Raw genomic sequence first — 25,994 nt, 5'->3', positions numbered from 1 at the left:
GCGATGCTCGGTGCGGGCTGCGCCGGTGCGGCCGCCTGGCCTGGCGCCGCGGCCGCACCGGCCAGCCCACCGGCGCTGATCAACGGAGCCGCGCTGCACCTGCCCCTCGACCGGTTCCTGCAGACACCACCGCAGGCGGAGGCGATTGCGCGGGCCTACCGGCTACTTCTCGCCCAGTGCATGGACCGGTTCGGGATCGCCGATCCGCCGCGGGAGGTCAGTCCGGACGAGCCCGCGACCCTGAACGAACGCCGCTACGGCATCACCGACCCGGTGCTCGCCAGCAAGGCCGGGTACCGCGTCTCGACGCGGGCGATCACCGACCCCCCGGCCCGGCCGGCCCCGCCGACCGGCTCGTCCGATCCGAGGACCCTGGACGTCCTCACCGGCCAGCACGGACAGGTCCTCCAGGGCAGGACGATCCCGGCCGAGGGCTGCTCCGGCGAGGCGAAACGCCGGTTGACCGCGGGCGCGCCGGCCGGCACCGACATCTCGCTGGCCGAACGACTCTCCCAGGACAGCTATTTCCGCTCGGCCCGCGACCGACGAGTGCAGGCGGTGTTCGAGGCGTGGTCGGCGTGCATGCGCACGCGCGACATGAGGTATCCCACGCCGCTCGGCGCCGCCGCCGACCCGCGATTTCGCCGCGGCCCGGTGTCCACGACGGAAATCGCCGTCGCGGCGAGCGACATCGACTGCAAGAAGAAGACCAACCTCGTCGGCGTCTGGTTCACGGTCGAGTCGGAACTTCAACGCCCCGTCCTCGTGCGGAAGCGCGACGCGTTGGACCGGGTCCGCCGAACCAACGAGGCCGAGCTGAAGGTCGCGCGGAGCCTCGGGCTCGCCTGAACGCCTCCCCTCCCCCGCACTGGTACCGGTGCGCCCGAAATCCCGGCGATGCTCTGGAGGAGCACAATCATGAATCGACGACTGTTCAAGCTCGCCGCGTCCGGCGGCCTGATCACGGCATTCGCCCTCGCCCAGCCGTTCGCGACGGGTGCCGCGACCGCGGCCTCCCCCGCCGACCCCACCACCACCCCGGCCGCCTCGGCCGCCCCGGCCGCGGCGGCGGCAGCCGAAGCCGAAGCGGCCGGCCAGTACATCGTGGTGCTGAAATCGCTGCCGCCCTCGAACGGCGGCACCGCGCCCGCGGTGGGACGCGCCCGGGCGCGGGGCGTTCAGGTCAGACGCGAGTATCAGAACACCGTCAGCGGATACACCGCGCGCCTCGATGCCGCGCAGTTGGCCACGGCCCGGGCCGATCCCGACGTCGACTACATCGAGCCCGACGTGGTGGTCCACGCCGACGGCGTCCAACGCCGACCCGACTGGGGCTTGGACCGCCTCGACCAGCGCAACCGCCCCCTGGACGAGAAGTACAAGTACGACTCGACCGGCGCGCGGGTCACCGCCTACGTCATCGACAGCGGCATCCGGACCACGCACCAGGAGTTCGGCGGCCGCGCCTCGGGCGGATACTCCGCCGTCGATGACGGCAACGGCACCAACGACTGCAACGGCCACGGAACACATGTCGCCGGGACCATCGGCGGCACGACGTACGGCGTCGCGAAGTTGGCGCATCTCGTCGCCGTGCGGGTGCTGGACTGCAACGGCTTCGGCACGCTCAGCGGTGTGATCAACGCCGTCGACTGGGTCACCTCCAACCGCACGAGGCCCGCGGTGGCGAACATCAGCATTGAGAGCACCCCGTCCAGGGCGCTCGACCAGGCGCTGCGCCAGTCCATCGCCGCCGGCATCGTCTACTCGGTTTCCGCCGGCAACGGCGACACCGACGCGTGCGACGTCTCCCCCGCCCGCGTTCCCCGCGCCATCACCGTGGGATCGACGACTCTCACCGACAGCCGGAATCCCACCTCCAACTACGGTCGCTGCGTGGACGTGTTCGCCCCCGGAACCGACATCACCTCGGCGGGGATCTCCTCCGACACCGCCACCGCCGTGGACAGCGGCACGTCCATGGCTGCCCCCCACGTCGCCGGAGTCGCGGCGATCTACCTGGGGACCCACCCGACCGCCGCGCCCGACCGGGTCCGCGACGCCATCGTCCGCGACGCCACCCCCGGCCTCCTGACCGACATCGGTGCCGGTTCCCAGAACGCCCTGCTCTACTCCGGTAGCTCGGGTAGCTCCGGTAGCGCGATCGGCTGACCGTCCGGCCTGCACCCACCGCCACCGCCGCGTCGGTGGCGGTGGGTGCGATCCGTTCGGGCGCGTGTTGAGCACACCTCACCGACCGGTGGCGCGGTTCCGCGGAATCGCCCTTCGTGTCGTCAGAGGCCCGGTATCAGCCCGTCGTGATCGACGAGTCGAACGGAGCGGCCGCGCCGGTGACGCCGTTGACCCAGCCGCCGGGCTGGTTGACCACCTCGCCGCCCTGGTAGCGCACGAACACCACGTAGGGGTTACCCACGGCGGGCGCGCCCTTCGGCGCGACCGCTCGATTGTACTGATACGACATGAAAACCGGCACGGTCTCGGTGTTCAGTACCTTGATGAGCGACGCGCTGGAGAAGGTGGCGAATCCGTGCTTCTTCGCGATGGCGTAGTTCGTCATGATCGTGGAGAACGACCACTGGCCGAGCACGGTACGGCCCTCATCCTTTTCGTACGTCTTCATCGCCGTGCGGTAGGTGGCGATGTCCGGCTGCGCGGTGTCGTCGAAACTGACGAAGATGTCGCCGTAGAGCGAGCCCTCGATCGCGGTTTTCGGCGAGACCTTGGCGAAGAAGTTGGGAACGTCCACAGCCGAAGCCTGGGCGATGATGTTACGCGGGCTGAACCCCTGCTTCTCGAGCTGCTCGTAGAGCGTCGCGTCCTGCACCCCGCTGAGCGCGGTGAAGATCGTATCGGGCTTGGCCTTGACCGCCTCGGCCACCTGTGGCGAGAGGTCGGCGGTGGTGGCGGGGACGGTGATCGCGGTCACGCTGCCCCCGGCCCGACGGAAGAACACGTTCATCGAGTTCACCACGGCGCTGCTGTCGCCGAGGTCCGACACGACGAGCACGCCCTTCTTCGCGCCCAGCTTCGAGGTCGCGTACGCCGCGTTGGCCGGGTACTCGGTGAACGAGCCGCCGCCGTAGGGGAAGCTGTCCGGGCTGGAGTACTCCTGCGGCGAGATCGGCACGCTGTGCACGGGGATGCCGGCCTTGGCGAAGATCGGCAGCGCGTTCGCGCCGATTCCGAGAGCAAAGCCGGAGACGAAGTCGACCTTGTCCGCAGCCAGCTTGTTCGCGCAGGTCAGAGCACCGGCCGAGGTCGACTTCGAGTCGCATAAATCAATCTTCAGCGGCCGTCCGCCGAACCCGCCGAGCTGGTGGTTGATATGAGCCACGGCCGCTCTGGTACCCACCACCCACTGGTTTTCCTGCGCGGACGCCGCCACGCCCGACTGCATGACGATCAGACCGACGGTGACCGGTTTACCCTTCAGCGTGTCTGCCTGGTCGGCGGCAGCCGAGCCGGTCCCGCCGCCCCCACTGGATCCGCAACCAGTCATCGCCGCGGCGACGCAGACGGCAGAGAATCCCGCCGCGATCGCTCGTCTGATGGGAGTCCGGATCGGCTGCACGAGGTTTCCCTTCGCCGGCGGCGCCGTGCTGATGAAACAGCGCCGGGTGGTGAACTGAAGCGGGGAGGAATTGGGCGCCCGGAACCGCGGGATCTCAACCATGCCCACTGCCGGCGCGCGGCGATCACGGCGCCGTCCGGATTGGCCACGATGGTCAACAGCAACAGCAGGCCGGACGCCAGGCCGTAGTAGCGGGCGACCGAGCCGATCGCGTCCTGCACGAGCAGGTAGAACACGCCGCCCTCGGCGGCGAGACCCGCGAAGATGGCGCCGCTGACGATGGACACGCCGCCGATGTAGACGAGCACGATCAGCCCGATCGACCCGAAGACGTCGAAGCGATCGAAGGAGACGGCACCGATCTGATAGGACAGCAGCGAGCCCGACACGCCGGCCACCGCGGCCGACACCGCGAAGGCCTGAAGTTTCGCGCTCGACACGCTGATACCCGACGCGGTGGCCGCTCGCTCATTGCTGCGCACGGCCAGCATCCGCAGTCCGGACGGGCCGCGCCGAAGATTTCCCGTACCCCAGACGAGCAGGGCGGTGAGCAGAACGCAGAACAGGCCGAACCGAATGCGGTGCAGCGAGGGATCGAGCGAGAATCCGAAGATCGACGGGGAGGGTGCGAGGCTGCCGGTCTGCCCGCCGGTCCAGCTCCGGTTGAGGAAGAGCACCGCGTTCACCGCGACCGCGGCGCCGATGGTGACGACCGCCAGGTTGAGTCCCCGCACGCGCAGCGCCGGCAGACCGAGAAGCATCCCGATCGGCATCATGCAGACGGCCGCCAGGACCAGCGGCAACGGGAACGGCACGTTCAGGTCCTCGGCGAACTTCGACGTCAGCAGGCCGCCGATGCCGGCGAACGTCATGGGCATCAGCGAGGTCTGGCCGACGAAGCCCGTGACGATCACGACGGACAGTGCGGCACTGACCGTGACGAGGGAGGTGGTGAGCCCCGACTGATAGGTGCCGTTCAGCAGGGCCAGACCGGCGACCGCGACGACGATGAGGGCCACCGCGGAGCGCGGGCGGATCCCGTCTCGGGGCGCGAGCGGCAGCCGGACTGTGGAGATCGTGCCGCGCTCGGGGATCAGCCGTCCGGTCAGCACAACCGCGGCGATCACGACCACGAACGGCAGCGCGTCGGTGACCCCGGTCTGCTTCCAGTAACGGCCGATCTCGGACTGCGCGGACCCGATCAGAATCCCGGCGAGCGCGGTGAGTCCGAAGGAACGGAATCCACCGAGGAGAGCGGCGGCCAGGGCCGGCAGAATGAGCAGGGTGAGGCCGCCGATGCTCAGGCCGACGATGGGCGCGATGAGTATTCCGGCGAGGCCGGCCAGGGCGCACCCGATGGCCCAGTTCGTGGCGGCGATGAGATCGGGCGAGAAGCCCAGAAGGGCGGCGCCGCGCGGGTTCTCGGCGGCGGCTCGGGTCGAGACACCGATCAGGGTGAGGCTGTACCAGGCGGCGAGGGCGATCGCGATCACGATGGTGATGCCGAGCAGCCATAATCGGTCCTGGCCGAACTGGATGCCGAAGACCCCCACGTCGCCGGTGGGCAGAACCTTCGGGGCGTTGCGGATCTGGTCACCGAACCAGAGGCTGGCCGCTCCTTCCAGCGCGGTGAGCAGGCCGAGGGTGACGATCACCTTGGCCAGGATCGGGGCGGAGCGAAGGGGCCGCATGACCGCCGCATGCCAGCCCGCGCCGAGGGCCCCCGCGGCGAGGAGGGTCACGACGAGCGCCAGCGGTTTGGGCACTCCCTGCTCGACGAGGCGGGCGAAGAGGAAGGCGGCGAACATGCAGACGGCGCCCTGGGCGAAGCTCAGGGTTCCCGATCCTCGGTGCACCAGGACGACGCCGCAGGCGAGGATCGCATACGCCGCGCCAGAGCCCAGCCCGAGAATGGCGAAGAGGACGACGGTGCTCACCGGATCGCCCCGCCATGGTCGCCCTGAGCACCCTGGTCGCGTTGAGCACCCTGGTCGCGTTGAGCACCCTGGTCGCGTTGAGCGTCCTGGCCGCCCTGGTCGTCCTGAGCACCGAGGTAGCTCGCTTCGATGAGGTCGCGCTGTCGTCTCAGCTCCGCGGCGGGCCCCTGCTGGACCATGGCCCCGTGGTTGAACACGTACGCCCGGTCGACCACCGCAAGCGCGAGGTCGACGTGCTGTTCGACGAGGAGGATGGCGCAGCCGAGGTCGTCGGCGATCCGCCGCATGACCGGCAGCAGCTTCTTCACGACGACGGGAGCGAGGCCCAGGCTCATCTCGTCGACCATGAGCGCCCTGGGACGCATCGTGATGGCCCGGCCGATCGCGAGCATCTGCTGCTCACCGCCGGAGAGCAGACCGGCGCGCATCCGCAGCCGGCTCTCCAGGGCGGGAAAGTAGTCGAGGACCACCCGGACGGGATCGCCGTACCGCCGGCCCCGGCCCATCCGGATGTTCTCGCGCACGGTGAGGTCGAAGAACACCGAACGGTCGTCGGGGACGAGGCACAGGCCGCGGCGCGCCACCCGGTCCGGTCGGCCGCCGTCGACGGGGGCGCCGAGGAAGCGAACCGCCCCGCCGATCGGTCTGAGCACGCCGGCGATGGTCAGCAGGGTGGTGGTCTTGCCGGCGCCGTTGGGACCGAGGACGGCGACCAGCTCGCCCTCGCCGACGGTGAGGTCGAGATCGCGGATGACCGGGACCCCGGCGTAGCCCGAGGTCAGACCCGCGCAGTCGATGATCGCCGCCATCATCGCGCCGGCCCGTTCTCGTGACCAACGGCCGCCTCGACCGCCTCGACCGCCTCGACCGCCTCGACCGCCTCGACCGCCTCGACCGCCTCCGGATCGTCGTCGACGCCGAGATACGCCTGGATCACCCGTGGGTCGAGACGAATCGACTCCGGGTCGCCGCTGGCGATGAGCCGGCCGAAGTCCAGGACATGGATCTCGTCGCAGACCTTGAGGACCATCCCCATGTCGTGGTCGATCATGATGATGGTCAGGCCCTCCTCGACCAGTTCCCGCAGCCGCGCGGCGAAGGCCAGCGCCTCGCTCGTTGCGAGTCCCGCGGCCGGCTCGTCCAGCAGCAGCAGTCGGGGGCGCAGCGCCAGCGCGCGGGCGACGGTGACGAACTTGCGTTGCCCCAGGGACAGATCGGGCGGCAGCACGTCGGCCAGGTTCTCGATGCGCAACCGCGACAGCGCGTCCTCGACCGCCTCCGCGGCCGCCCTCGACGGGCGGGGCCGGACGAGGTCCACCAACGGTGACCACCAGGTGGATTTCTCCGCCGCCGCGGTGAGGTTCTCGCGGACGGTGAGGTCCTCGAACAGTTCAAGAGTCTGGAACGTGCGTCCGATGCCGGCCCGGATCCGCCGGTGGGCGGGCACCGTGCTCAGATCCTGGCCCTCGAACAGCACGGTTCCGGTGGCGGGGGTGAATCCGGTGACGGCATCCATGAAGGTCGTCTTGCCCGCCCCGTTGGGGCCGATGAGGCCGACGAACGTGGCCGGTTCGACCGTGAAGGAGACCTGGTCGAGCGCCCGCAGCCCGCCGAACTGGACGGTGAGGTCGTGGACACCGAAACGTGTCATCACGCACCGGTCTCGGGTAACGGGGACTCGACGACGGGCAGCAGAAGATGGGACGGTCGACCGCTGTCGTGGAAGATCTCCGTGTTAGACGGGTGTTGGTTGACCTCGAAGAACGGGAAGTCGGAGGTCGAGACGTCGACGCGGATCCGGTGGCCGGTCCTGAACACGTTCGCGGTGGGCCAGATCTCGATGTCGAACTCGTAGATCTGGCCGGCCACCAGCGCGGTCGGATTCTCGTGCCCGCCGAAATGCGAACCCTTCAGGGCACCGGTGTTGAGCAGCCGCGACCGGCCGTCGGGAAACACGTCGCAGAGCCGGACGCAGAAGTCGACGTCGGGCGCATCCGTGGTGGCGTGCAGGACGAGGCGCGGGGTGCCGACGACCGTCAGGTCGGCCTCGAGGACCGCCGAGGAGAACGTCAGGCAGCCTTCCTCGAAGGACCTCTGGTCGGCGGGGTCCGGTGGCGTTCGGTTTGGATTGGCCGGGTCGTGCTTCAGCAGGCTGGATGTGTCGGTCGCCCGGGCAACGGCCAGCAGCGCACCGTCGAGGCCCGGCCCGGCCGCGCCGTTCGCCGAGGAGGCGAGGTGGTATCTGGTCGGTACGGCCGGTACCGGCCAGGTCGGCACGTCGACGTAACGCTCGTCGCCCAACAGGTACAGCCGGGCCTGGGGGCCGGCCAGGACGTCGTTGTTCGCGCCACGTAGAAAATGGTCGAACCAGGCGATCTGCAGCGCGGTCAGGCCGCCGTCGCCGAGATCGGGCCGCATCGCCAGGCCGCCGGGGCCGACGAACAACCGCTTCGGACCCTCCGATGCCTCATGGCTCGCCACAGTGCCGCGGACGAAATGGTCGTGCCAGACGCCGCTGTGCAGCGTGGGCAGTGACGTCTCCGGCGCCCGGCGCAGGAAACTGCGGGACCGCCAGAAGTCGTCGTAGGCATCGTGCTGGTACATCTCGGTCAGCCAGTCGAGGTTGGCGGGATTCTGGCCGGCCGCGATGCGCCGGTACCACTGGTCGAACCGCGCCTCGTACACGGCCCGCCGGCGTTCGTAGCCAGGACTCTCCGGGTCCCCCGGGTCGATCGGGGAGATGTTCCCGTACTGGCTCGTCGCCCAGCCGATGCGGTTCTCGTAGCGGAAGACGCCGCCGATCCGCCACTGGTCGGTGTAGAAGTCGGCCGGATGCATGTTCGGGGCCATGGCCCGCAGGTGCGGAGGGTGGGTCAGCGCCGTCGTGTAGCAGGAGATGGCGGCCGCCGATCCCCCGGTGATGCCGACATTTCCGTCGCACCAGGGCTGCTCGGCGAGCCACTCGACGAGGTCGTACCCGTCGAACGGCCCCTCCACCAGGTTGTAGTAGTCGTAGTTCCCTTCCGAAAAACCGGTCCCACGGGCGTCGGCCACCGCCACCACGAAACCCGCGTCGACCAGTGGTTTGACGCTCAGGAGCATCGGGTTGACTCCGGGCGGAATCACGATGGGCAGGGCCGTCATCCGGCGTCCGTCGGAGCCGATCGGCAGGTCGAACTGGCCGTCCTTCTTGTACGGCGTGATGATCAGCACGGCCGCGTGCCGAGAAAGCACGTCCGGCCGGTAGATATCGACGGCCAGGTGAACGCCGTCACGCATCGGGACGAACTGATCCTTGTCGATTTCCATGGCGACCCCATGTGTCGTGGTCCACGAACCGACGGCCTCGGCCGGGCGGCTGATCCTGAGGGCCAGATATGGGGAACGAGACGTGGCCCGGGTCTCATTGCGGTCGGGCCATCGTCGATTACCGCACGGTTTCGTGTCCACCGCGATCTGGCGGCAAATCAGGGCCTTTCTCCCGCCAGATGGTGTCCGGCGTCCCGCCGATGGCCAGCCTCTCCCCCTCTGACGGGAGACTGATCCTGCGGTTGCGAACCTGGACGAGAGTGCACCGAACCCTTGTCAGCCTCGGCCGCTGGCACCGAGGTGGTGGGTGCGCCCGACCCGGTCCACCATCCACCGATGGTCTTCAGGGAGTCGTCGCTCCCCGTCGTCGTGACCTGGAGTCCGGGATGATGTTGCTGCACGGGCCCGTGCGGTTCCGCGGAACCGCGTCATCACCTCCGCGCGACGGGGCGGGGCGCGACGGGGCGGGCGGACCTGCGGGGCCGCCCGCCCCGGGCGGGACGTCAGGATGAATGTGCGGGTCAGGATGCGCGGGTCAGGATGTGCAGTTCAGGGTGCCGCTGCGCAGGGCGTGGCTGGAGTCGTTGTCGTCGTCGGACCAGACGACCGGCTTGTGCCCGCCCGAGCAGGTGTCCTGCGGTGCGAGAGCGAATCCCTCGTTGTTGTAGTTGGACATCCCGCTGGGACGCTTGTACACGGCGGTGACGGCGAGCCCGCCCTGGGCGTTGATGTCGAGGGTCGCGGTGCGGCCGTCGCAGGTGTCGTCGCAGGCCGCCCACAGGTGGCCGGTCGCGGGCTCGTACTCGAGGTCCATGACCGCGGCGAAGCCGCTCGAGACGGTGGCGATCCGGGTGTAGCCGCCGCTCTGGTTGAGCGCGTAGGCGTAGACGGTTCCGTTGGCTTCAAGGCCGACGAAGTACAGGCCGCTGCCGTGACCGGGATAGGCGCCAGGGTCGTAGGCGGTGTTGGTGTGCTCGTCGTGGAAACCGTGTGCGGTGAGGTACGTGTCGGGAATCCACGAGATGGCCTCGAGCCCGCTGTTGGCCGCCACGGACGGCAGGTCGGCGGTGAGGTTCCACTCCGCGGTCGCGGTCAGCGAGGTGGCCGTGGAGGAGCCGTCGTACCGGAGGACCTTCAGCAGGCTGGTGCCACTGTTGCTGTTGTCGCGTTCGGTGGCGACAACCACGCCGTCAGGAGTGGAGACCACGCCCTCCGCATCGGGATCACCGGACCCGCCGGCGTAGTGCAGCGCCTTACCCGAGGACCAGCCGCCGGTCGTGTCGGGCGTCCACTTCGCGCCGTTCGGCACGAGCCGGTAAAGCGTGCCGGGGCCGTTCTTCACCGCCCACAGAACACCGGAGCTCTGGAAGGACAGCCCACTGAGGTTCGTGCCGAACACGTTCGCGTCGTCCGCGGTGGCGACGGCCGTGCCGCCGGGCCACGTGCCGGGAGGGCAGGCGTTCGCCGCGCCGCGGGTCGACGAGGAGGTCGTCGTGAACGTGCCGGTGCCGTCCGGGCAACGCCCGTAGGTCGTCGACGCATGCGAGGTCCAGGTGTAGGAATCGACCAACGTCGTACCACCCGGCTGGTAGAGCCGCACCGAATCGGAGCTACCGAGGCCGAACACCGGATCGACATCGAGCACCAGATGCCCGCCGGGCGCCAGCGACGTGCCCGACGCCACCGTGAACACGTGCGAGTTGTCGTTGTCCTTGACGACCCAGCCGGAGACGTCCACCGCCGCCGTGCCGATGTTCGTCAGCTCCACCCAGTCGCCGGGCGACCCGCCACTCGACTCGACCTCGTTGATCCGAACGTCCGTCGGCCCCTGCGCCATCGCCGGCATGCCGGACAGGCTGAGGGCGGCGGCGGCCAGAACTGTGGCGACACCGAGTCGCACCATCCCACGCGAATGTCTACGCAATGCAGTTACTCCTCGTGCAGGGTCACGGGCAGGCGGAGACGATCTCGCGCCCCTCGCGGAGCCTCCTGCACACCGACGACCAGAGGTTGAACGCGCAACCAACAGCGTGGGCAGCACGGATGACCACACAGCACGGATGACCAGACTGTGCGGATGACCACGCAGCACGGTCCGCTCACCGAGATCCCGCGGTGGGCGGCCTCCAGTCGGGACGGCTGATCGCGTAGATGTGCCGCGGCTGGCCGTTGCGTTCGGTGGCTTCCGCGAACGTCATTCCGAGCTTGACCGCGACCCGGAGGGACGCCACGTTCTCCGGATGAATGATCGAGATGACCCGGTCGGCGCGCAGACCGGCGAAGGCGTACTCGATCGCGGCGGCACCGCCCTCGGTCGCAAATCCCTCCCCCCACCGCTCCGGGCGGATGGTCCAGGCGGCTTCCAGCCCGGGCCAGCCGTACTCCCGGTAAAGGCCGGCACGCCCGATGAACTCCCCGGTGACCCGCTCGTGCGCGAGCCACATGCCGAAGCCGTTGAGGGCCCAGTGGCCGATCTGTAACGCGAACATGTTCCAGACCGCGCCCTCGCTCGACGGCGATCCGGTGTAGCGACTCATCTGCGGGTTGAGGGCCATCCGGGTGTAGGCGGGGATGTCATCGGCGGTCCACCCGCGCAGGATGAGCCGCTCGGTACGCACGGTCGGCACCATGACCGCAGGGAGCGACTCGCCTATGTCGAGGGTCATCCATCCATCAAACCCGGCCGGGAAACGGCGGTGAGCCGTTCGTGGAAGTCCACGACCTCCGGGACGGGTGCATGCCCGGCGAGATCGGCCGCGAGTCGGCCCGCGCGGCTGAACAACGTGTGGGTCGGGCTCGCGGCCAGCATCGCCAGGGCCCGCATGCCGAGCCGGGCCGCCTCGGCCGGATCGGGTCGCGGGCGGCGCACCAGGGCGGTCGCGAGGACCATGACGGCGTGGCCGTGGTCCTCGAAGCCGACGGCCTGACCGCGGTCGAAGGCATCGACGGCGGCGCGGGCGATCGGCTCCACCTCGTCGCCGGCGCCGAGACGGGCGAGGACGCCGGCGGTGAACGATTCGGCCGTGGCAGGTCCGAAGGGCGAGCTGCCCGGCCGGGCCGGCACGTCGATCACGGCCCGCCGCATCCGGGCCAGCGCCTCCCGGGTGCCGCCCGCATCGCCGAGGGCGGCCAGCGCCCGCGCCTCGTAGGCGGCGAGTCTGGCCCTGGTGTAGGGATGGTCCGGCGCCCGGCGCGCGGACTCGACCGCTTCGGCGTACTGGTGACCGTAGAACGCCAGGGTGGAGGACATCGCCGCCATGGAGGCGGCCAGCACCGGGTCGTCGATCTGGTCGGAGTGGTCGCCGGCCTGGGTGATGAAGCGCCGTGAGGCGGCCTGATCACCGAGATTGAACGCCAGTCGCGACAACATGTACGCCGAGTAGCCGGCGATCTGGGTGAGCTTCGCCTGCGTCCTGGTCTTGGCGCCCGCGTCGAGGAGCCGTTCGGCGGACTGCCAGGTGCGATACACCCGCGGGGCGAGGATCGCGTGGGGCGTGACCGTGAACACCGCCGCATGACCGTCGACCTCGTCGCCGAGTTCGGTCAGGGTGAGCGCGTCCGGGTTGCGACGCGCCCGCCGCCGGTAGGTGTCCGCGGCGATCAGCCCGGCCGCCGAGAACTCGAAGACCACCTGCCTGCGGTCGGTCCCGGCCGCCCCGTCGCCGCCTCGCGCCGCCTCCAGCCGGGCCTGCCACGCGGCGATCTCTCCGCCGGTTCGCCAGTAGTCGTCGAGAGCGGCGCACAGATCGGCGGAGGGCAGCTCCCCGTTCTCAGCCTTGGAGATCCGGGTCCGGTGGAACCCGATCCGCCGGCTCAGGGTGTCCTGACTCATCCGGCCGCGCATACCCCGAATCCGCCGACCCAGTGCCACCGCACCGGTCTTGTCCTCGTTCACCCGTCGCTGTTCCTCCCGTTCGCCTGACGCCGGATCCGCGGCCGCAGCGGCGCACAGCACGGCACAGCACGCATCGTGCGCACACCTGGCGGTCGCCCGGTCACGTGCACAGACTGCCCATGTCAGTGAGGAACCCGGATGGTCCCGCGCCGACGGGTCACCGGAGACCACTACGCAGGAGCGACCATGACCAGCCCCCCGGACCAGCTCGCCTGGTGCCGGCCCGCTGTCAGTCCCGACGTCGGGTTCGCCAGCGACGGCGAGACCGTCGCCATCAGCTACACCCCCGGCACCGCCCCGGACCTGCGGATGCCCGGGGCGATCTGGTCGGCCCTGCGGACGGAGATCCGCGCGGGCGAGCGGGGGGCGTTTCACCGGCTGAACGCCGCCTGGACCCCCTGGATCGCCGCCGGTGGCGGCCTCGCCGCCGAACGGGACGGGCACATCCATCTCCGCTACGGCTACCTCGGCAGCCACCACATCAAGATCCCCGCCGCCATCTGGCGCCAGATCTGCACCGCCGTCCGCACCGGCGCGATCAACCACCTCACCGACTGAACCGGTCGTTGCAAGCGGACATGGTCGGGTACTGACCCGTCGGATCGACGTTCCCCCGCCCTGGTTGCCCGGTCGGAAAAGGGGTCGACAGAGCCGCCTTCTGGCCGTTAGCCTGCGGCGCCGTGACGAGCAGCGAGGTGTGGGACGACGAAACGGCGGAGCGCTACGACATCACCTCCGCCGAAAGGTTCGCGCCGGAGGTGCTCGGTCCGACCGTCGATCTGCTGGCCCGCCTGGCCGGTTCGGGTGCGGCGTTGGAGTTCGCGATCGGCACCGGTCGCGTCGCCATCCCGCTGGCCGCCCGGGGAGTTCCCGTGACCGGCATCGAGTTGTCGGCGTCGATGGTCGCCCAACTGCGGCGCAAGGCCGATGAGGCGACCCTGCCCGTGGTCGTCGGTGACATGGCCACGACCACCGTGCCCGGCGAGTTCTCGCTCGTCTATCTGGTGTGGAACAGCATCTCCAACCTGCGCACCCAGGCGGAGCAGGTCGCGTGCTTCCGCAACGCCGCTCGACACCTCGGCCCCGGCGGGCGCTTTGTCATCGAGCTGTGGGTGCCGCCGATACGGCGCCTGCCTCCCGGCCAGTCCGCGGTCCCGATGAGTACCGGTGATCGGCACCTTCTGTTCGACACCTACGACCTCGTCACCCAGCAGTGCACCTCCCATCACTACTGGCCCGAGGACGACGGGACCGTGCGCTACGGCTCCGGCGACTTCCGATACATCTGGCCAGCCGAATGCGACCTCATGGCGCAACTCGCCGGCCTGGAGCCGGAGACCCGACTCGCCGACTGGGACGGCAGCCCCTTCACCGCCGAGAGCGAAAGTCACGTCTCCGTCTGGCGCAAGCCCCTTGGAGCCACGGATCAGCGTCCCGATATCGGCGGGTCCGATGGGTGTGCATTCGCCAAGAAAGGGCCTGAACGGGTGCTCGGCGGGTGACAGTCAGGGGGTGCCACGACGTCACCGTCACCGCTATCCGTCTGATCTGACCGACGCCCAGTGGGCGCTGATCGCGCCGCTGCTGCCGCCGGCGGCGGCGATCGGCCGCCGCGAGAAGCACGACCGTCGCGATCTCGTCGACGCGATTCTGTACGTCGCGCGCAACGGGTGTGCCTGGCGGGCGCTGCCGTCGGACTACCAGCCGTGGCAGACCGTCTACTACTACCTGGCCGAATGCGACCTCATGGCGCAACTCGCCGGGCTGGAGCTGGAGCACCGGTTCGCCGACTGGGACGGCAGCCCTTTCACCGCCGACAGCGAGGGTCACATCTCCGCCTGGCGTAAGCCTCCGGCCGGGCCCGAGTCGGCTTGAATTCCCCCAGGCCCGGCCGGCTCGGGCGACCGAGGGCGGCAGCTAGGCAACCGAATGTGTGAGGGTCGCGCTGTAGGTTCCCGCGATGATCCCGACGGCGGGGATGGTAACCGTGACCGTTGGGTTCCAGGCGGCGGAGTTGAGACCGGTTCCGCCGGTCGCGCGCACGATCTCGCCAGGGGCGAGCGACAGAGCCGGGACATTGGTCACCGTCGGGGTCACGTCATCACCCGTTAACGTCACCTCGCCGGGGCTGTAGGAGGCGTTCGAGGGGCTGATGCTGCTCGGGCCGGACACGAAGGCGGTACTGCTGACGGTGGTGATCCACCCGGCGGGGTCGATGTCCCGGTTGTCGGTGACCGTGACCGTCCCGAGCTGGCCTGCGACCCGGGCGCTGCTCAGGGGCACGGTGCCCAGGCTGACCGGTCCGGTCGGGGCGGAGATCCCCAGCGTGCCCGGCGGGTTGCAGTCGGCCCTGGTGATCGCGTTCTCGGCGAGGGTCACCGCGGCGCCGCGGGCCAGCGCCCGGCCGTTGATGCTGGTGCCCGCCGCCACGGTGATCGACTGATCGGCCGCGACATCGCCCACGATCACCGAGTTCGCCGCCAGCGTGGCGGAGCTACCGACCTGCCAGAACACATTGCACGCCTGGGCTCCGCCGACGAGCTCCACGCGGGCGTCCGCGCTGGTGATGAGCGTGCTTCCCATCTGGAAGATGAAGACCGCGTTGGGATGGCCCTGGCCGTCGAGGGTGAGCGTGCCGGCGATGCCGAGCGAGGAGATCGAGTGGTAGACGCCCGGGGCGAGTGTCAGGCCACCCAGGTCGCCGGAGACGATGGCGGTAGGGGTGCGCGCCGCAGCGTCGTTGTACGCGGTGTTCAGGTCGGACTGCGCCTGCGTGGCGACCGGATCGCCGCCGTGCATCATCCCGTCCAGGGTGCCCGGGGGGAACCCGGTCACCGCGGTGCCGGGACTCACGCCTATGTCACCGATGACGTGGCTGGCACCCGAGTTCGTGACCGTCGCCGCGGCAAGCACCGCGAAGTTCTGGACCGATCCGATCTCGACTGGTGCTGGCCGCGCAATGCGAGCGGCCTGCGCCCGGGGCTGACCGCCGACCACCAGCGCGCCGGCGGCGGCCGTGAGCGCGATGTTGACGGCCGCCCGGGTCAGTCTGCGGCGGCCAGAGATCGCGCTCACCGGCGAGATCTCCCATGCCGACCTCCCTGAGCAGCCAGCCTGGTCACCGTGCGGCGGTCGTCGCGAGTCCCGCGGTCCGCCACGCCGCGCACGCAGGTCTCCACAGCCCGGCAATGTAGTCCGCGCGGCCCCCGTGCCCCGGGTACGGGCAACCTTGCGTGAGCCGCCGTAGCTCGATTCGGCATGGATGCGTCGAACCCGGCGCCACGTGCCGACGCTCGACCCCGAATGGTCGGACCGACGCCGAGAGATCGCCGCTGCGATGCGCGCCTGCCCGGCGCCTCTCGATGCGCGGGGCAACCGCACCGAGAAGAGGCGTGCTGCCCTGGCGTACATCAAAGGCTGGTAACGATCGAGGCCCGACCATAGACGGTCTCCGGACAGGGAACTGCTGGTGGTCTCACCGAGGAACAAAACCGATCACGTCTTCACCCACGATGGGCCAGCCCGGCAACCCGGGGCGCCCCGCAGAAACCGCGGCCGCACTCGACGGCGTCACACCCCAACAATTCACCCCATGTGAGCGCCCCGGTAACCGCCGCCGGGGGCATGGGGGGCTCGGGCCCCCCACCAGACATCGCGGCCCCCACGAGCCTGATCGAAGATCAGCGAGCAGGCGAGACCAGCGCGTGGGCGCGGCAGGGATCGAACCTGCGACCACTCGCTTGTAAGGCGAGCGCTCTCCCGCTGAGCTACGCGCCCGGGAGACGAGAATAACGACGCTGACTAAGACTACGCATGCCGCGATGCCCCGCGGAAAGATCGGGCGCCCGATCGGCAGATGGTGACCGGCCGGTCGGGCGCCGACGCTCCAGGAGGCCATCGGCAGCGGGAGCCGGCCCCACGACTACCCAGGTACGCCAGGCCGGCTCCCGTACGTAGATCTTAGAGGGCGGCGAGAGCCTTGAGGTACTCGGCCTGGTCCCGCGCGTCGGGGATGTTGTTGACGACCTTCCAGCGCACGACGCCCGCCTTGTCGATCACGAAGGTGCCGCGCACGGAGATGCCCCGCTCCTCGTTGAAGATGCCGTACGCCTTCGCGACCTCGCCGTGCGGCCAGAAGTCGGCGAGCAGCGGGAACTCGTAGCCCTGCTGCTCGGCCCACACCTTGTGGGCGAACGGCGAGTCGACGGAGACGGCGAGCACCTGGACGTCGTCGTTCTGGAACGAGCCGAGGTCGTCGCGGACCGAGCACAGCTCGCCCTGGCAGACACCGGTGAAGGTCAGCGGGTAGAAGAGCAGGACGACGTTCCGCTTGCCGCGGAACTCCGACAGGGTGATGGTCTCGTTGTTCTGGTCCTTCAGCGAGAAGTCCGGGGCGACGGAGCCAACCTCGACGGTCACGGGCGCTTCCTCTCCACGACGATGGGTCTGTTCACAGATGACGCTGATCGCAGCGACATGATCACGATGACGGAACACCGAGGACGATGTGCGGGCCGATCCGGAGGATCACCACAGATCGCATGATCACAACGGCGGGTGGGAACCGAAGCGGACCGGCGAGGGCACCCACCGGTTCAGGCGCCCCCACAGATCGGTCCGCCGTCCCAGAGCCAGCATGCCAGTTCCGACCGCGATGAAACCGGCCGACCAGCCGCGGATGGCCCACACGGACCCCGGGGAGCCGCCGGCCCGCCGCATCGGCCGCCCACGACGTCGACCGCGACCTGCGAGGACGGCCGACGGCCGACCCACGCCGAGGAGAGGGGATCTCCCCGGCCGGCCGATGTCGATCACGTGCTTCCGGCCACCGCTCGACTGCCGCCTAGACGAAGGTTCACCCGCATTCGATCCCGACGGAAGGTATCTTTCGCGCTCCCGGGGCACTGATGCGGCGAGTGTTCGGGTTTCCTACGTCAGACTGGCCTAGTCTGGCCGATCGACACGGGAGCCATCGGCCGGACATGCGCGTAACACGGTGCGTGCTCCGCGTGCGCCACAGGTATGGACACCGATGAGGGCAGGACCACCTTGACCAATCAGAGTGCGACCCCGCACGGTTACCCCGAACCGCACGGCTACCCCGCGCAGGAACCCCACCCGATCGACGGTCCGGGTACCTCGACCGGTGGCTTCCCGATCTATGCCTTCCGCGAGTCGCTGCCCGGCCCCGAGCCCGAGGAAGGCTATCCCGCGACTCCCGACTACGGCTCGCCCGGCCCGGATGGGCCGACCGGCACCCCGGACTCCTTCACCGGGGCGGGGGTGCTCGGAAAGCACCGCAACCCCTTCGCCGTATGGCTGGGCCTGCCCCTGATCACCCTTGGGATCTACTACTTCGTGTGGATTTACAAGACGAACCGGGAGCTGGGTGAGTACGACCGGCGTATCCAGACCAACCCGGCCCTGTCCCTGCTGGCGTTCCTCGTCGGCTGGCTGGTCCTCGTGCCGCCGTTCATCGCCGCCTGGCGGCTGGGCACCCGCACGCGTGCGGCCCAGCACGCCGCCGGGGTGCCGGAGACGAACCCGGTGCTCGCGTTCGTACTGTTCCTGATCGGCTTCGGGCCGTTGTTCCTCCAGCTCGAACTCAACCGGCTCTGGGACCGCTACCCGGGGGCCGTCGAGGGCCAGCAGGTGCCGCTGTACCGATGAGCCCGCCCGAGGGGCACCCAGCCCCACCACCCGGGCCGTTCGGGCTCCCTGCGACGCCGGTGGGGCCGCGCGCGGGCCGGCACTGGTGCCCGACACCCGACCCGGACGAGGGCATGACTCGAAGGCGTCCGGGCCCACGGGCCGCCGGACGCCCTCGCGCCGGCCTCAGCGGTGCCGCACGCGCTGCGACTTCGGCGCGGCCAGCCGCTGGCCCGACCACTCCTGCGCGACGCTGAGCGTGCTGGTCTGCACCAGACCCGCGGTGGGCACCGCGTCCAGCACGTCGCTCGGCGCGACATGACCGTCCCGTCCGGCCTTGGGGGTGAGCAACCAGATCACCCCCTCGTCGGACAGTTGGCGGCGCGCGTCGATGAGCGCGTTGGCCAGATCCCCGTCGTCCTCTCGCCACCACAGCAGGACGATGTCGACGACGTCGTCGGAGTCCTCGGGGACTAGCTCCGTCCCGCTGGCGCTGGTCACCGCGTCCAGCAGATCCTGGGCGATGTCATCGTCCTCGTTGAGCGACTGCACCTGGGTCCCGGCGGAGACTCCCAGTCGCTCCGCCCGGCGCTGACCCTCGGCGTTCGCCGCGGTCGGACTCACCTGCGCTACCTCCTGTTCGTGTGTGACGCTCCGCGAGGGCCGCGGAGACGTCCCGTGCGTCAACGCACCGTCGCGATGGGGTCCATCACCCGGTGCGTCTCGACCTAGTCCACCGGACCTCCCGGTGGCTGCGCAAGTGCCACGCCGTCGGTTGTGGACCGATGACGCAGTGGTCGACGTGCGGCGACCTTCCGCCGGTACCCGCAACTGGCCTCGATCATTCCGTCGCCGGGCGCTCGATCATCCCGCCAGGAAGGACAGGCGGACCGTTCGGTCGGGGTTGTCCACGTTGAGATCGACCAGTGCGATCGACTGCCAGGTGCCGAGCGCGAGCCGACCGCCGAGCACCGGGACGGTCAGCGACGGCGGGATGAATGCCGGCATGACGTGGGAACGGCCGTGTCCGGGCGAGCCGTGCGCGTGGCGCCACCGGCCGTCGGCGGGCAGCAGTTCGGCGAGGGCCGCGAGCAGGTCGGGGTCGCTGCCGGAGCCCAGCTCGAGGATGGCCAGCCCGGCCGTGGCGTGCGGCACGAACACCGACAGCAGGCCGTCACCGGAATCAGTGACGAACTCCACCGCGTCGGGAGTGAGGTCGACCACACGCTCCTGGCGGCCGGTGTGCACGGACAGCGTCGTGGTCTTCATCCGGGTGTCCATCAGGGAGATTGTCTACCAGGCGGGGGCCCTTCACCGGCTGCGTTGCGGACGACATGTCGACAACGCCGCGCGTATCGCTCGATTCTCTACTCGAAAGTAACCAAGGCGTGCGTGACGAGGTCGCGCGAACGGAGCACGATGGGACCCATGGCGTGTTCGCCCGCCGGGTCCCGCCCTCGGCCGATCGGAGTCGGCCGACTACCCGCAGCGGCACGCCGCCAGGAGAAGGTGACGAGCGGCCAGGACGCGGCGATGCATCGATCATGCGGGCCCCCGCATCCGCGTGCACGTGAAGTGACACATGGGCCGGCGGACGCACGAGGAGGATCTTCTCGAGTGGCACCGGCGGCCCCGGAAGCTTGAGGAGCAGGAGAAGGCGTGGCGCAGGACACAACCCGGAAGTTCTCGGTCATCACCGACGGGCTGCCGAGTCAGCTGCCGGACATCGACCCCTCGGAGACCAACGAGTGGCTGGAGTCACTCGACGCGGTCATCGAGGAGTCCGGCCGCGGCCGGGCCCGCTTCCTCATGCTGAAGCTCCTCGAACGAGCCCGTGAGAAGGCGGTCGGGGTTCCCGGTCTGACCAGCACGGACTACATCAACACGATTCCGCCGGAGCGCGAGCCCTGGTTCCCCGGCGACGAACATGTCGAGCGCCGCATCCGGGCGTATATCCGGTGGAACGCGGCCATCATGGTCAGCCGCGCGAACCGGCCCGAGTACAACGTCGGCGGCCACATCGCCACCTACGCGTCGAGCGCGAGCCTGTACGAGGTCGGATTCAACCATTTCTTCCGCGGCAAGGACCACCTGAGCTCCTCGCCGGGAAGCGACTCGGGTGACCAGATCTTCATCCAGGGGCACGCCTCACCGGGCATCTACGCCCGCGCGTTCCTGGAAGGTCGGCTCACGGAGTCCCAGCTCGACGCCTTCCGCCGGGAGAGCGAGTCGGGCGGACTGTCGTCCTACCCGCACCCGCGGCTCATGCCCGACTTCTGGGAGTTCCCCACGGTGTCGATGGGCCTCGGCCCGATCGACGCCATCTACCAGGCGCGATTCAACCGCTATCTGCTCAACCGCCAGATCAAGGACACCTCGAACAGCCGGGTGTGGGCGTTCCTCGGCGACGGCGAGATGGACGAGCCGGAATCGATCGGCGCGCTCGGCGTCGCCGCCCGCGAGGAGCTCGACAACCTGATCTTCGTGGTGAACTGCAACCTGCAGCGCCTCGACGGCCCGGTCCGCGGCAACGGCAAGATCATGCAGGAGCTGGAGTCGCTGTTCCGCGGCGCCGGCTGGAACGTGATCAAGGTCGTCTGGGGTCGTGACTGGGACCCGCTGCTGGCCAAGGACACCGACGGCACCCTCGTCCACCAGATGAACACCACCCCGGACGGGCAGTTCCAGACCTACACCACGTCGTCCGGCGAGTACATCCGCGAGCACTTCTTCGGCGCGGACGCCCGCCTGCGCCGGATGGTCGCCGATCTCGCCGACGACGACCTGCGCAAGCTCTCCCGCGGCGGCCACGACTACCGCAAGCTCTACGCGGCCTACAAGGCGGCCACCGAGCACACCGGTCAGCCCACGGTCATCCTCGCCCACACCATCAAGGGCTGGACGCTGGGCAAGGACTTCGAGGCCCGCAACGCCACCCACCAGATGAAGAAGCTGACCAAGGCGGAGCTCAAGGAGTTCCGCGACCGGCTCTACCTGGAGATCCCGGACTCGGCGCTGACCGGCGACCTGCCCCCCTACTACCACCCGGGGCCGGACTCCGAGGAGATCCAGTACATGCGGGAGCGCCGGGCCTCACTCGGCGGGTCGATCCCACGCCGGGTCGTGCGCGCCAAGCCGCTCACCCAGCCGCCCGCGAAGATCTTCGATGAACTGCGCAAGGGCTCGGGCAAGCAGCCAGTCGCCACCACGATGGCGTTCGTCCGCCTGCTCAAGGACCTCATGAAGACCAAGGAGATGGGCGCGCGGTTCGTGCCGGTCATCCCCGACGAGGCCCGCACCTTCGGCATGGACGCGATGTTCCCGACGGCGAAGATCTACTCGCCGCACGGGCAGCGCTACGAGGCCGTCGACCGCGAGCTGCTGCTGTCCTACCAGGAGTCCGAGTCCGGCCAGATGCTGCACGAGGGCATCAGCGAGGCCGGTTCCATGGGCTCGGTGCTCGCCGCCGCAACCTCGTACTCCACCCACGCGCAGTACATGATCCCGGTCTACGTCTTCTACTCGATGTTCGGGTTCCAGCGCACCGGTGACCAGATGTGGGCGCTCGGCGACCAGCTCGGCCGTGGCTTCCTGCTCGGCGCCACCGCCGGGCGGACCACGCTCAACGGCGAGGGCCTGCAGCACCAGGACGGCCACTCGCTGCTGCTCGCCTCGACCAACCCGGCCTGCGTCGCCTACGACCCGGCGTTCGCGTTCGAGGTCTCGCACATCGTCCGCGACGCCCTGGACCGGATGTACGGCGAGCGCGACGAGAACGTCTTCTACTACCTCACCGTCTACAACGAGCCCGTACCGCAGCCGGCCGAGCCGGCCGGCCTCGACCCGGCCCAGATCCTCGCCGGCATGTACCGGTTCCGGCCGGCCGAGGAGCTCGTCGGCGGCCTGCCCAGCGGCGGCGCCGAGAGCGGCTCGGGACCGCGGGCGCAGTTGCTGGCCAGCGGCACGTCCATCCACTGGGCGCTCGCCGCGCAGGAGATCCTCGCCGCCGACTTCGGCGTCGCCGCCGACGTGTGGTCGGTGACCTCGTGGAACGAGCTGCGGCGGGAGGCCCTCGACTGCGAGCGGGCCAACCTGCTCAACCCCGAGGCCGACGACGCCGTGCCGTACGTGACCCGCATCCTCGACGGCGCCCCCGGCCCCGTCGTGGCGGTCTCCGACTGGATGCGCGCGGTGCCCGACCAGATCTCCCGCTGGGTGCCGCAGGCGTTCACCTCGCTCGGCACCGACGGCTACGGGCGCTCCGACACTCGCCTGGCGCTGCGCCGACACTTCAAGGTCGACGCCGAGTCCGTCGTCGTCGCCGCCCTGGAGTCCCTGGTCCGGGCCGGTGAGGTCAAGGCCAGTCTGGTCGAGGACGCGATCCGCCGCTTCGGCCTGCGCGACGACGACGACGCCGTCGGCGGCACCGACGCCGGCTGAACCACCCCACCGGCTGCGCTCCGAGGCAGGCTGCGCTCCGAGGCAGGCTGCGCTCCGAGGCAGGCTGACCGGCGCGAGGCAGGCTGACCCATGACGGGCCCGGGGCGGACGACCAGACCAGGTCGCCTGCCCCGGGCCCGCTGGCTTTCCCGCAGCCGGACGCCGCCCGGTCCCACCCGTCGGGGGGAGGCGGCGCCGCCGCGGCCGGCGGTCCCGGGACCCCCGGTCCACCCCGACGGGGGCGCCACCATCGGCGGGCCGCGACGCTCCGCAACACCCCCGGTGCCACCCCCGCACGGAGACACCCTCCGCCGGCGCGCCAACATCACCCGCTGGTGCCAGCACTCTCCGGGAAAACCCCGCCCAAGCGGGCCCCGGTCGAGCCCGTCGGCCGGCAGCCGCCGGCCCGGCCGTGGTGTCACGAGCCTCACCCCGCCGGGGTTCGGCGGCGGCGCGCGGGTGCGCATCGGCGCCGCCGTCGCCCTGCGTCACCAGGATGGCCGACCCCGACGTGCCACACCGCCTCCGGCAGCCATGCCGATTCGTCCTGGGGCCGCAATGGCACAGCCGTGCCACCACTGTCATGCCCCGCCTAAAGGCACAACGAGTTCCACATCGGGGCCGCAAACACTAGTCTCACGGAGGTGACATCGGGAGATCGGCGACGCGGCGTACCACGCCGCGAACCCCACGCAGGCGGCACTGCCCGCGCACGCCGCCCCGCGCAGCTACGGTGTCGGAGAGCGACGAGATGTGGCCTGCCTGGTACGCGGGACCCTGAAGTGATCAGGTACGGTCGCCGCATCCGCCGCGCCGCCCACGATCCGGCCGGTGACGGGATGTCCGGCCGGTTCACCCGCACGGATTCTGACGACGGCTGCCCGGCGCAGGCCGCGACGGTCGAGGAGGACGAGGTGAACGGTGTCACGACGACCCCCACACTCGCGGTGGCACCATCCGCGCCGTGGCCGGGCAGGCTCGCGGTGAGCCCGCGGCGATCCGTGCGCGCCAGGGCCCCCATCAGCGGCGGGCCAGCGGCATGATTCTTCGAGCCCGCCGTATCGAACGGCTGGAGGAGCATCCCAACCTGCGGGGCATCCTCGGCATCCTCGCTCAGCTTGTGCACACCACCGACGCCGAGCTCGGCTCGCTCGCCGCCGCCTGGCGTAACTCCGGCTACCTGGCCGCCGCCCGGGACAAGGCGCTGGCCCCCGACTCGCCCCTGATCGTCGAGGTGCTGGCCGCGTTCGACGCGCTGAGCGCCATCTACGCCGACGATCTCGCCGGCGCCGACTACGTCACCGTCGAGCCGTCGGTCGCGGCCACCGCGCTGCGCGCGATGCGGGACGCCGTCGCCGCGTCCTACGCGCGGCCCATCCTCGGCCGGGCCGAGTACGCCGCCCTCATGCGGCCCTGGCGGGCGGTGTACCCGCGGGCCCGCTCACACGAGCCCGACCTGGGCCCGGCCGCCGCGGACGTCAAGCGGGTCCTCGCCGCACTGCCGGTCCTCGCCGGTCGCTGCCACGACCCAGACAGCCTGGAGGTCTTCGACGGGCTGCTGGTCAGCGCCCTGACCCGGGACGACTCCGCCCACCAGCAGGCCATGGACGCCGCGTTCGCGAGCGCCGTGGTCACCGGTCGCCGCCGGGTGTGGACGCTGGTGCGTCGCAGCGCCGCCGAGGGGTTCTGGCGGCTGTGCCCGGACTGCCGCGGCAAGCGCGCCGCGACCGACGCCAGCGAAGATCACCGGGTCATGGAGCTGTGCGCCGACCTGGCCTGCGCGCTGCTCGTCGAGGATCTCCTCGACACCTCCCAGTTCACGCAGCTCACCCGCCCGCTGCACACGCTCATCCCGCTCCAGCACCGCGGCGGCTGAGCGCGGCTCAGCTGTCGCCGGGGCGGCGGGGGCGGTAGACGATCAGCCGAGCACCACTCGGGGTGATCACGATCCGTTCCACCCCCTCCGTGACCTCGCCGTCGCAGGCGAAGGGCAGCGGCCCGGGCTGACTGGAGGAGATCAACACCCGCTCGACCGTGCGCTGCTCGTACACCCGGCTGCGGCCGAGCCGGCCGGTGAGGACCGCCCCCACCAGCCGCAGCCGGGCCAGCGGGGCTGACGCGTCGACGATCCGCAGGTCGAGCAGGCTCTCGTCGAGCCGGTTGCGGTAGGTCGGGGCGAAGCCGTCGGGGCGATACACCCCGTTGCCGACGAAGATCAGCCAGACTCGGCGGCGCTCGGAGTCGATCTCCACCTCGAACGGCGGCTCGTTGCGCAGCACCCAGCACAACGCAATGATCATCGCGGGCCACTTGCCGATGCGCCGCTCGAACCGTTCGCGCACCGCCACCATGTCGGGGTAGCCGCCGAGGCTGGCGGTGTTCACGAAGATCCGGGAGAACCGGTCGAACACCGCGGAGATGCCGTCGGCCCGGCCGAGGTCGACGGCGACCGCCGCACCCTCACGGATCGCCTGCACCGAGTCACCTGCGCCGACCAGGCCCAGATCGGCGGCGAAGTGGTTGAGCGTGCCCGCCGGGAAGACCGCCAGCGGCATGCCGCGGGCCAGCGCAACCTGCGCGGCCGCGTTGATGCTTCCGTCACCGCCGGCGATGCCCAGCACCCTCGACTTCGACGCGGCGCCGGCCAGGGCGGCGGCCATGTCGTCAGCCGGCCCGACCTCGATGACCTCCGCCCGCGGCAGGTCGGCGCGCAGCACGGCGAGCAGATCGGCATGGTTGCCCTGGCCGGAGCGCCCGTTGACGACGACGGTGAGGCCGTCTCCCTCGGGCAGCGCCGGCGCCCAGGCCGACGCCGGGCTCGCCCGCGCGGGCACCCAGGGCCGGCGCGGCATCACCTTCGTGGTGAGCAGGCCCGCGCCGACACCCAGCAGGATCCCCGCGGCCACATCCCCGGGGTAGTGCACCCCGACGTACACCCGGGAGAAGGCCACGGTGGCGGCGAGGGCGGCGACCGGCACCGCCACCCCGGGCGCGTCGAGGGCGACCCCGGTCGCGAAGGCGGCGGCGGACGCGGCGTGCCCCGAGGGGAACGAGAAGGTCGTCAGGTCGCGGGGGAGCCGGCGCAGCGGCGGAATGCCGTGCGTCGGCGGGCGGTCGCGGCGGAAGACCAGCTTGGCCGGCCCGTTCGCCAGGACGCTGGCTACGCCGAGCC

The 25,994-nt window shown here is 70.4% G+C and carries 20 protein-coding genes, 1 tRNA gene and 1 pseudogene; 8 read left to right on the top strand and 14 right to left on the bottom strand.

Translation table 11 applies throughout. The features are described from left to right. A partial coding sequence (locus ND748_RS06530; protein ID WP_251744760.1) for a hypothetical protein occupies nt 1-849 on the top strand: 849 nt, incomplete at its 5' end. A gap of 69 nt (nt 850-918) precedes the next feature. Further along, a complete protein-coding gene (locus ND748_RS06525) occupies nt 919-2,172 on the top strand; it encodes a S8 family peptidase (protein WP_251744759.1) in 1,254 nt (417 codons plus the stop codon). A 136-nt stretch (nt 2,173-2,308) separates the two neighbouring features. On the opposite strand, the gene ND748_RS06520 is transcribed toward ND748_RS06525, so the two are convergent. The 8 genes from ND748_RS06520 to ND748_RS06485 form a co-directional block, all read right to left on the bottom strand. Continuing rightward, on the bottom strand, nt 2,309-3,520 hold the full coding sequence (locus ND748_RS06520) for an ABC transporter substrate-binding protein (protein ID WP_285901701.1): 1,212 nt from the start codon (nt 3,518-3,520) through the stop codon (nt 2,309-2,311). Beyond that, nucleotides 3,517-5,529, bottom strand: a complete 2,013-nt coding sequence (locus tag ND748_RS06515; protein ID WP_251744757.1) for an ABC transporter permease — start codon at nt 5,527-5,529, stop codon at nt 3,517-3,519. The genes ND748_RS06520 and ND748_RS06515 overlap by 4 nt, the downstream gene beginning before the upstream one ends. Next, nucleotides 5,526-6,341 (bottom strand): ABC transporter ATP-binding protein, encoded by an 816-nt coding sequence (locus ND748_RS06510; RefSeq protein ID WP_374215857.1) that lies wholly within the window; start codon nt 6,339-6,341, stop codon nt 5,526-5,528. Before ND748_RS06510 ends, ND748_RS06515 begins: the two co-directional genes overlap by 4 nt. Beyond that, nucleotides 6,338-7,180 (bottom strand): ABC transporter ATP-binding protein, encoded by an 843-nt coding sequence (locus tag ND748_RS06505; protein ID WP_251744755.1) that lies wholly within the window; start codon nt 7,178-7,180, stop codon nt 6,338-6,340. Before ND748_RS06505 ends, ND748_RS06510 begins: the two co-directional genes overlap by 4 nt. Next, nucleotides 7,180-8,838, bottom strand: a complete 1,659-nt coding sequence (locus ND748_RS06500; RefSeq protein ID WP_251744754.1) for a CocE/NonD family hydrolase — start codon at nt 8,836-8,838, stop codon at nt 7,180-7,182. Before ND748_RS06500 ends, ND748_RS06505 begins: the two co-directional genes overlap by 1 nt. Nucleotides 8,839-9,373: 535 nt before the next feature. Continuing rightward, on the bottom strand, nt 9,374-10,741 hold the full coding sequence (locus ND748_RS06495) for a lamin tail domain-containing protein (protein WP_374215858.1): 1,368 nt from the start codon (nt 10,739-10,741) through the stop codon (nt 9,374-9,376). Between the two features lie 196 nt (nt 10,742-10,937). Further along, a complete protein-coding gene (locus ND748_RS06490; RefSeq protein WP_251744752.1) occupies nt 10,938-11,504 on the bottom strand; it encodes a GNAT family N-acetyltransferase in 567 nt (188 codons plus the stop codon). Then, the gene (locus tag ND748_RS06485) at nt 11,501-12,733 is read right to left on the bottom strand and encodes a transcriptional regulator (RefSeq protein WP_251744751.1); all 1,233 of its coding nucleotides are present in this window, start codon (nt 12,731-12,733) and stop codon (nt 11,501-11,503) included. Before ND748_RS06485 ends, ND748_RS06490 begins: the two co-directional genes overlap by 4 nt. A 186-nt stretch (nt 12,734-12,919) precedes the next feature. Between ND748_RS06485 and ND748_RS06480 the strand changes: the two genes are divergently transcribed. The 3 genes and pseudogenes from ND748_RS06480 to ND748_RS06470 form a co-directional block, all read left to right on the top strand. Then, nucleotides 12,920-13,291: a hypothetical protein gene (locus ND748_RS06480; protein WP_251744750.1), complete on the top strand. Its 372-nt coding sequence runs from the start codon at nt 12,920-12,922 to the stop codon at nt 13,289-13,291. A gap of 122 nt (nt 13,292-13,413) precedes the next feature. Further along, complete coding sequence (locus ND748_RS06475; RefSeq protein ID WP_374215856.1) at nt 13,414-14,235, top strand: class I SAM-dependent methyltransferase; 822 nt, start codon at nt 13,414-13,416, stop codon at nt 14,233-14,235. After that, nucleotides 14,213-14,467: pseudogene (locus ND748_RS06470) on the top strand (transposase); the annotation flags it as partial. The gene ND748_RS06475 and the pseudogene ND748_RS06470, both read left to right, overlap by 23 nt. 183 nt (nt 14,468-14,650) lie before the next feature. On the opposite strand, the gene ND748_RS06465 reads toward ND748_RS06470, so the two are convergent. The 3 genes from ND748_RS06465 to ND748_RS06455 all read right to left on the bottom strand — a co-directional run bounded on the left by ND748_RS06465 (nt 14,651) and on the right by ND748_RS06455 (nt 17,152). Beyond that, a complete protein-coding gene (locus ND748_RS06465; protein WP_251744748.1) occupies nt 14,651-15,808 on the bottom strand; it encodes an ice-binding family protein in 1,158 nt (385 codons plus the stop codon). Nucleotides 15,809-16,438: 630 nt separating this feature from the next. After that, nucleotides 16,439-16,510: transfer RNA gene (locus tag ND748_RS06460), tRNA-Val, on the bottom strand. Nucleotides 16,511-16,693: 183 nt separating this feature from the next. Beyond that, nucleotides 16,694-17,152: a peroxiredoxin gene (locus ND748_RS06455; RefSeq protein WP_251744747.1), complete on the bottom strand. Its 459-nt coding sequence runs from the start codon at nt 17,150-17,152 to the stop codon at nt 16,694-16,696. 630 nt (nt 17,153-17,782) lie between these two features. Between ND748_RS06455 and ND748_RS06450 the strand changes: the two genes are divergently transcribed. Continuing rightward, nucleotides 17,783-18,403 (top strand): DUF4234 domain-containing protein, encoded by a 621-nt coding sequence (locus ND748_RS06450; RefSeq protein ID WP_251744746.1) that lies wholly within the window; start codon nt 17,783-17,785, stop codon nt 18,401-18,403. 165 nt (nt 18,404-18,568) lie between these two features. Here ND748_RS06450 and ND748_RS06445 read toward each other — a convergent pair whose 3' ends face one another. Both ND748_RS06445 and ND748_RS06440 read right to left on the bottom strand, forming a co-directional pair. After that, nucleotides 18,569-19,006, bottom strand: a complete 438-nt coding sequence (locus ND748_RS06445) for a DUF3052 domain-containing protein (protein WP_009742958.1) — start codon at nt 19,004-19,006, stop codon at nt 18,569-18,571. Between the two features lie 240 nt (nt 19,007-19,246). Next, on the bottom strand, nt 19,247-19,651 hold the full coding sequence (locus ND748_RS06440; RefSeq protein ID WP_251744745.1) for a secondary thiamine-phosphate synthase enzyme YjbQ: 405 nt from the start codon (nt 19,649-19,651) through the stop codon (nt 19,247-19,249). Between the two features lie 390 nt (nt 19,652-20,041). On the opposite strand from ND748_RS06440, the gene aceE reads away from it, so the two are divergent. Beyond that, a complete protein-coding gene (aceE, locus tag ND748_RS06435) occupies nt 20,042-22,822 on the top strand; it encodes a pyruvate dehydrogenase (acetyl-transferring), homodimeric type (RefSeq protein WP_308205595.1) in 2,781 nt (926 codons plus the stop codon). Between the two features lie 1,039 nt (nt 22,823-23,861). After that, a complete protein-coding gene (locus tag ND748_RS06430; RefSeq protein ID WP_251744744.1) occupies nt 23,862-24,698 on the top strand; it encodes a hypothetical protein in 837 nt (278 codons plus the stop codon). Between the two features lie 7 nt (nt 24,699-24,705). Here ND748_RS06430 and ND748_RS06425 read toward each other — a convergent pair. Beyond that, nucleotides 24,706-25,994, bottom strand: a 1,289-nt coding sequence (locus tag ND748_RS06425) for a bifunctional phosphatase PAP2/diacylglycerol kinase family protein (RefSeq protein WP_251744743.1), incomplete at its 5' end; no start/stop codon positions are given.

It is taken from the genome of Frankia sp. AiPs1 (assembly GCF_023716945.1).
Lineage (GTDB): Bacteria > Actinomycetota > Actinomycetes > Frankiales > Frankiaceae > Frankia.
Note: the sequence above shows the minus strand (reverse complement) of the source record. Positions and strands in the feature narration are given on the sequence as shown.